3 protein-coding genes are annotated in these 7,511 nt (G+C 78.4%); all 3 read left to right on the plus strand.

The window, feature by feature from the left end; translation table 11 throughout:
• Window positions 1–221 precede the first annotated feature (221 nt).
• The 3 genes from IF43_RS0112145 to IF43_RS0112155 all read left to right on the plus strand — a co-directional run bounded on the left by IF43_RS0112145 (window position 222) and on the right by IF43_RS0112155 (window position 7,380).
• A complete protein-coding gene (locus IF43_RS0112145) occupies window positions 222–1,394 on the plus strand; it encodes an AAA family ATPase (protein ID WP_030198244.1) in 1,173 nt (390 codons plus the stop codon).
• A gap of 107 nt (window positions 1,395–1,501) precedes the next feature.
• Complete coding sequence (locus IF43_RS0112150; RefSeq protein ID WP_234332119.1) at window positions 1,502–5,389, plus strand: DUF5682 family protein; 3,888 nt, start codon at window positions 1,502–1,504, stop codon at window positions 5,387–5,389.
• On the plus strand, window positions 5,386–7,380 hold the full coding sequence (locus IF43_RS0112155; RefSeq protein WP_158939285.1) for a hypothetical protein: 1,995 nt from the start codon (window positions 5,386–5,388) through the stop codon (window positions 7,378–7,380). Before IF43_RS0112150 ends, IF43_RS0112155 begins: the two co-directional genes overlap by 4 nt.
• Window positions 7,381–7,511 lie beyond the last annotated feature (131 nt).

Here is a 7,511-nt window from a genome sequence, read left to right on the forward strand (position 1 = left end):
GCGACCGAGCGGGCCGGCGACCCCGGGGCCGTCCCCGCCTTCACCGCGCTAGGGCCTAGCACCCCGCAGCCGGACCGCGGTGTCCACCCGCCTGCGCCACCCGCCGCTGCGTCACCCGACCCGCACCCGCGTCACCCGCCTTGCGTCCGCTCCCTTCCGTCGTGACGACGCCCAGTCCGTCTCCCGACGACCACCCACTCGATCCACCCGATGAGGACCCGATGACCGTCACCCCGCAGCCCCCGCAGCCCGCTGCCGCACCCGCCGCCCGGCAGGTGCTCCCCGCCGAGGAGCGGTTCGCCACCGAACTCGCGTTCCTCGCGGCCCAGGACACCGGCCCCCGCCCGCCCGGCTGGGCCCTCACCCCGCGCGCCGTGGTCACGTTCGTCTGCGGCAGCGGCGGCGAGGAGCTGGCCCTGCCGCGCCGCCGCGCCGGCCTGCCCGCCAAGCTGGCCGTCAGCCCGAAGTTCGTCGGCGAGCGCGCCCTCGTGGAACGCTGCGTCGTCACCCTCGCGGGCGAGCGCGGACTGCTGCTCGTCGGGGACCCGGGCACCGCCAAGTCCCTGCTGTCCGAACTGCTGTCGGCCGCCGTCTGCGGCACCAGCGCCCTCACCGTCCAGGGCACCGCGGGCACCACGGAGGACGCGTTCCGGTACGGCTGGAACTACGCCCTGCTGCTCGCGCAGGGACCGACCCCGCAGGCTCTGGTCGACTCCCCGGTCCTCACCGCGATGCGCACCGGCCGCGTGGCCCGGATCGAGGAGATCACCCGCTGCCTGCCGGAAGTCCAGGACGCCCTCGTCTCCCTCCTGTCGGAGCGGCGCGTCATGGTGCCCGAACTGACCGCCACCGAGGACGCGGTGGTCAGCGCCGCCCCCGGCTTCACGGTCATCGCCACCGCCAACCTGCGCGACCGCGGCGTGTCCGAGATGTCCGCGGCCCTCAAGCGGCGCTTCAACTTCGAGACGGTGCAGCCCATCCCCGACGCGGACGCCGAGGCCGCCCTGGTCCGCCGCCAGGCGGTCGCCGCGGTGGAGCGCGCCGGGGCCGCGTTCGCGGTCGACGACGCGGTGCTGGACGCGCTGGTGACGGTCTTCCGCGACCTGCGGGGCGGCCGCTCCGCCGAGGGCTGGGACGTGGAGCGGCCCGGCACGGTGATGTCCACCGCCGAGGCGGTGCAGGTGGCGACCTCGCTCGGGGTGGCCGCCGCGTACCTCCCCGGCGGTGACGTCCTGGACCTGCTGCCGGGCCACCTGCTCGGCGTGGTCCGCAAGGACGACCCCGCCGACCACGACCGGATGCTCGGCTACTGGGACGGTCCGGTGCGCCGCCGGGCCGAGGAGGGCTCCGCCATGTGGCGCCGCCTGTGGGACCTGCGCGGGAGCCTGCGGTGACGGACCGGACCCAGCTGACCGCCCAGCCCCGCGACGGCGGGGGAGCGGGACCCGGCGCCGGGCCGGGCGCCGCGGTCGACGCCCTCGGCGCCTCCCGCGCGCCCTACCTGATCGGCGTACGCCACCACAGCCCGGCCCTCGCCGCGGTCACCCCCGCGCTGCTCGACGCGGCCGGCGCGCAGGTCGTGTGCGTGGAACTGCCCGTCGACTTCCAGGGATGGCTGGAACACCTGGCAGATCCCGAGACCAGGGCGCCGGTCGCCCTGGCCGGCACCGGCCCGTCCGGCCTGCCGGCCTTCTACCCCTTCGCGGACTTCTCGCCCGAACTGGCCGCGATCCGCTGGGCGCGCGAGCACGGGGTCGAAGTGCTCTGCTGCGACCTGCCGCTCGCGGACGCGGGCTGGACCGGGCACGAGGCGGACGCGGTGGCTCCGGGACCGGGGGAGGCCCTGGACGTCGAACAGGCCGCGCAGGACGCGGCGGCCGGGGCGGACGGGGCGGACGGGGCGGACGGGCGCGCGGCGGCCGCCACGCCCCCGGTCGCCGGGCGTTCCTTCGCGGAGGCCCTCGCCGCGGCCGGTACGGGACGCGACGGCGAGGACCTGTGGGACCGTGCCGTGGAGGTGCGGGCCCCGGGCTGCACGCCCGAGGCGGTCCGCCGCGCCGCCCTCGGGGTGGGCTGGGCCCTGCGCCGGGACGCCGAGGCCGCCGGCACCGTCCCCGCGCGGGACCTGGCCCGCGAGACTCACATGCGGCGGGTGATCCGCGCCGCCTCGGCGGGCGGCCGCACCGTCGCGGCGGTCGTCGGCGCCTTCCACGCCCCCGCCCTGGCGGCTGCGGACGACCGACGGCACGCCGAGGAGGAGCGGTCGGCGACCGCTGCCCCGTCCGAAGCGGTTGCCGGCGCCGATGCCGCTGCGGATCCCGACGTCGACGACGGTGCGGTGGGCGGGGTCGACGTCGACATCGACGCGGGCGACCGCGCGGCGGACCGGGCCGGGTCCGTACCGAGGGGCAGGACCGGCGCCGACACCCGGCCCGGCTCCGTCCGGCGTCCGGGCGGCGGAGCCGAGAGCGCCCCGACCGACCCGGCACCCGTGACGTCCCTCGTGCCCTACTCCTTCGATCTGCTCGACTCACGCTCCGGTTACCCCGCGGGCATCCGCGACCCCCTGTGGCAGCAGGCCGTCCTGCGGGCGGCCGGCGATCCCGAGCGGATACACGGGGCCGCCGCACGCGTCGTCACCGCGGTGTGCCGCGAACTGCGCGCCGCCGGACACACCGCCGGAACCGGGGAAGCCGCCGAGACGCTGCGGCTGGCCGGGGACCTGGCCCGGCTGCGCGGCCTGCCGGCGCCCGGGCGCGCCGAACTGGTCGAGGCCGTCACCACCGTCCTCGGACAGGGCGAGCCGCTCGGGCGCGGCCGGGCGCTGGCCCGCGCCATGGAAACCGTCCTCGTGGGCACCGACCGGGGACGGCTCTCGCCCCGCACCCCGCGATCGGGCCTCGGGCCGTCCGTGGAACGGGAACTGGCCGCCCTGCGGCTGCCCCGTCCCGAGGACCCGGCCCCGCGCGAGATCCGCCTCGAGCCGCTGCGCTCACCCACCGACGCCCGGCGCGAGGTCCTGCTGCAGCGCCTGCTCGTCTGCGGCGCCTCGTACGGCGAGCCGCTCAGGGTGGCCACCACCGGAGACGGCACGGCCCTCGGGACCAAGTGGCGGCTGTCCTGGACCCCGGCCGTGACCGCCCGCCTCGACCTCGCCGGCGTACGCGGCGTCACCGCGGCCCAGGCGGCGGACGGCACCCTGCGCGCCACCGCACGACAGGAGGCCGCCGAGGGCGGCCCGACGTGCGCGCAGATCCTGACCGGCCTGGGGGACGCCGCCCGCTGCGACCTGCCCGACCTGGTCGCCGTACGGCTCGCGGAGGCCGCGGAGGTGCTGCCGGGCTGCGCGAGCCTGCCCGAGCTCCTCCAGGCGCTCGACCTGCTGGACGCCCTCCACCGGGGCCACCTCCCCGGTACCGGCCCCGAGGCCCGTGCCGAGGCGGCCGCGCTCGCCGCGGTGCTCCTCGAAGCGGCGGTGCGTACGCTGCCCGGCCTGGCGGGCAGCGACGAGCCGGCGGACGCCGCCGCGTTGGTGGCACTGGCCGACCGGGCCGCCGCCCACCGCCTCGGGCTGCGCCTCGACCAGGCCCTGGCGGCGCTCGCGGACACCGGCTCGCCCCTGATGCAGGGCGCCGCCCTGGCCGTACGGGTCCTGCTGCACCTGGAGCCTGCGGCCGGCCTCGGTGCCCGGGCCGCCGGCTGGATCGACACCGCGACCGACCCCGATGGCCGCCGCCGGCTCACCCGCCGCCTGAGCGGCCTGCTCGCCGCCGCCGGGCCGCTGCTCCAGACGTCCGCGGACGCCCTGGACCCCGTGCTGGACCGGGTCGAGGCCTTGGCCGACCGGGAGTTCCTGGACCGGCTGCCCGCCCTGCGCGGCGGGTTCGACGTACTGGCGCCCGCGGCGCGCGGCCGCCTGCTGGACGTGGTGGCCGGCCGGCTCGGCGACCGGCCGGACCTCTCCCTCGAGGCGCCGCCGGCGCTGCTCGCCCTGTGGGCGGCCGCCGACGCCGCCGGCGCTGCCGCGCTCAAGGAGCTGGCCCTGCCGGACGTACCGGGCCCGCGCACGGCGGCCGCCCGCACCCCGGAACCTACGGCGGGCGGACGGGCGGACGGTCCCACCCCTCCGTCCGATCGGCCCGGCGGTCCGGTCGACGACTCCGCGGCCCCGTCCGCCACCCTGGCCGACGGCTCCACAGGTCCGTCCGCCACCCTGGCCGACGGCTCCCCGGACCGTGCCGCCGCGTCGGGAACCGGCGCGTTGCGGATCGGGTCGGCCGACCGGTGGCGGCTGCTGCTGGGGCGGGAGCACGACCGGCTGCCCGCCGCCTCCCGGCGCCACGCCCGCGCGCTGGACGAGCTGTACGGGGCAGGGCGCGGCGAAGGCGCCGCCGACCTGGACCCGCACGGTGCACCGGGCACGGGCGGGGGACAGGAGGCCGCCTTCCCCACGGCCCGGGAGTGGGCCGCGGAACTCGAGGCGCTCTTCGGGGCCGACGTCCGGGAGGAGGTGCTGGCCGCGGCCGTCGACACGGGTCGCACCGACGTGCTGGCCGAGCTCGACCCGGCGTCCGTACGCCCGTCGGTGGACCTGCTCGCCTCGGTGCTGTCGCTGGCCGGCGGCCTGCCCGAGCACCGACTCGCCCGGCTGCGGCCGCTGGTCAGGCGCCTGGTCGAGGAGCTGACGAAGCAACTGGCCACCCGGACGCGGCCGGCGCTGTCGGGACTCACCACCCCGCGTCCGACCCTGCGGCCGGGCGGGCGCCTCGACCTCGCCCGCACCCTGAGGGCCAACCTGGCCCACACGCGCAGGCTGGCGGACGGCAGCGTACGCGTCGTACCCGAGCGGCCGGTGTTCGGCACCCGGGTGAGCCGGGAGGCCGACTGGCGGCTCATCCTGGTGGTCGACGTGTCCGGCTCCATGGAGGCGTCGGTGGTCTGGTCCGCGCTGACCGCCGCGGTGCTGGCCGGCGTACCGACGCTGTCGACCCACTTCCTCGCCTTCTCCACCAGCGTGGTGGACCTGACCGACCGCGTGGACGACCCGCTGTCGCTGCTGCTGGAGGTACGCGTCGGAGGCGGCACGCACATCGCGGCCGGCCTCGCCCACGCCCGCTCGCTGATCACCGTGCCCAGCCGGACGCTCGTCGTGGTGGTCAGCGACTTCGAGGAGGGCTACCCGGTGGGCGGGCTGCTCGGCGAGGTGCGGGCGCTCGCGTCCTCCGGGGCCCACCTGCTGGGCTGCGCCGCCCTCGACGACCGGGGCACGCCCCGCTATTCGGTCCCGATCGCCCGGCAACTCGTCGCCGCCGGGATGCCGGTGGCCGCTCTCAGCCCGCTCGCCCTCGCCCGCTGGGTGGGCGACCGACTCCGTGGAGAAGCCCGTTGACCCCCGACCCGAGCGTGCCCGTCACCGCCCTCCCGCCGGTCGCACCTGCCGTCCTCGCCGAGGCCGTCGAGTCCCTGACCGCCCGGCTGCGGAAGAAGCTGGACGCGGCGATCGCCGACTGCGCCGCCAACGCGGTGGCCGCCGCGGACGGTTCGGTCTCCGTCCGCTTCGGCGAGGACGCCGTGGTGACCGTCCGTCCCGGCCCGTCGGGCGTGGTCACCGCGCCGGGGGAGGCCGTGTGCGGCTGCCTGCTGGCACCGCGCTGCCTGCACCGGACCGCGGTCCTGGGTGCTGCTCCGATCGCCGACTCGGATGTCGGCTCGGGTGTGGGCTCGGACGTCGGCTCGGACGTCGGGGCGGGTGTCGACTCGGGTGTCGGCTCGGCCGCCGGGTCTGGAGGTGGCTCGGGTGACGGATCCGGCCCTGGTTCGCGTGCAGGCTCGGGTGCAGGCTCGGGTGTTGGATCTGGTGTCGGTTCTGGTGCCGGTTCGGGTGCCGGCTCGGGTGCCGGCTCGGACGTGGACGCCGGGCTCGTCGAGGCCCGGCCCGAGCCGCTCGGCCCGGCCCAGACGGCCGCGGCCGGTGCCCTGTGGCAGGTGGCCGCGACGGCCCTGGCCGCCGGTGTGCCGGCGGCGGGCGCCGTCGTCCAGGCCGAGCTCCTGCGGGCCGCGCACACGGCCCGCGTGGCCGGCCTGCCCCGGGCCGAGGCGGCCACCCTGCGGCTGGTCCGCGGACTGCGCGCGGCCCGCGACCGCAGCTCCACCCTGCGGCTGTCGGACCTCGCCGGCGCGTTCCTGGACGTGCTGCGCATCAGCTCCACCCTGGCAACGGGCGCCGCCGCCCCGGACCTCGCGGGCCGCGGCCGCCGTGCCTACCGGCCCGGCGGCAGCCTGCGCGTGCTCGGCCTGTGCCGCGAGCCGGTGCTGTCCGCCACGGGGTACGGCGGTGTCGTCACCCACCTGCTCACCCCCGAGGGCGCCCACCTGTCCCTCGCGGACGTCAAACCGGGCGGCCTCGCCCGGGCCCGGGGCGCCGGTTCCGCGCCCGTCGCGCTCGGCGGCGCGGTGCTCGACCACGCCGGACTGGCCCGCGGGGGTCTGCTCGTCGTGGGCGCCACGGTCTCCTCGGACGGCCGACTGGGCGCCGGCCGCGGCGTGAAGGCCACACCGCTGCGCGGCGTCCCGTGGTCGGAGGGCCCGGCCGCCGCGCTGTTCGCCCGCCCGGCCGCCGAGGCCGTGGCGGACCGGTTGGCGGCCGCCGCACCCGGGGCCGGTGACGGGGGCGGGCTGCTCGGGTGCGACGTGGAGGTGGTCGGCGCCGCGGGCGAGAGCCTGCTGGTCCGCGAACTGGCGCCGGAAGGGGTGGTACGGGACGGGGCCCCGGTGCTGCGGCTGCTGCCCGCCCACCCGCACCCGGAGCTGGGCCACCTGGCCAACCTCCGGCGCCTGGCCGGCCACCCGGGCCTGCGCCTGCGGGTGCTGGGCCGGCCCGACCTGGACCGGGCGGCGACCCTGCGCCCCCTCGCGGTCGGACCCGTACCCGGTGACCCGTGCACGCTGCGGCTGCCCGAGGACCGGCTCGGCCGTGTCGACCTCGGGTACGACCGCCTCCAGGGCGACCACTTCCCGGCCGCGGCGCCGGGCTCGGCGGCGCCGGTGGTGGTCGGGCCCGGTCCGGACCCGTTGGCGGACTCGCCGTTGTGGCGGGTACGCCGGCTGCTGGAGACCGCTGTCGCGGGCGGGCGCCGGGCGGTGGCCGAGGCGGCGCGGGGCGCGGAACCGGTCAGCCGCCCCGACGTGCTGCGCCGTGCCGGCTTCGGCACGGCGGCCGACCTGGCCCAGGTCCTGGCCGCGGAGGCCGACCGGCGTACCCGCGACGTCTTCGGCCGCCTCACCGACTCCTCGGCCGACCCCTACGCCCGGGCCTGGCTGGCCGCCGCCGTCCACCTCTCGGCGGCCGAACGGCACCTCGTCGCTGCGTCTTGGGCGTGATGTGCGCTGTCCCGTGCTGTGGGTCCCCTGGTGCGGGTCCCGTGGTGTGTGGGTCCCCTCGGCGCTTGACAGGGGCGGCCTGCAGGCCTCCCCCAGCTACCGCTGGGAGGTACCCCCAGCGGCAGGCCCAC

The sequence above is a fragment of the Streptomyces sp. NRRL S-87 genome, assembly GCF_000719335.1.
Lineage (GTDB): Bacteria > Actinomycetota > Actinomycetes > Streptomycetales > Streptomycetaceae > Streptomyces.

What these genes read in the sequence shown, in the direction of transcription:
- IF43_RS0112145 (WP_030198244.1), top strand. Translation starts at nt 222, where the DNA reads ATGACCGTCACCCCGCAGCCCCCGCAGCCCGCTGCCGCACCCGCCGCC.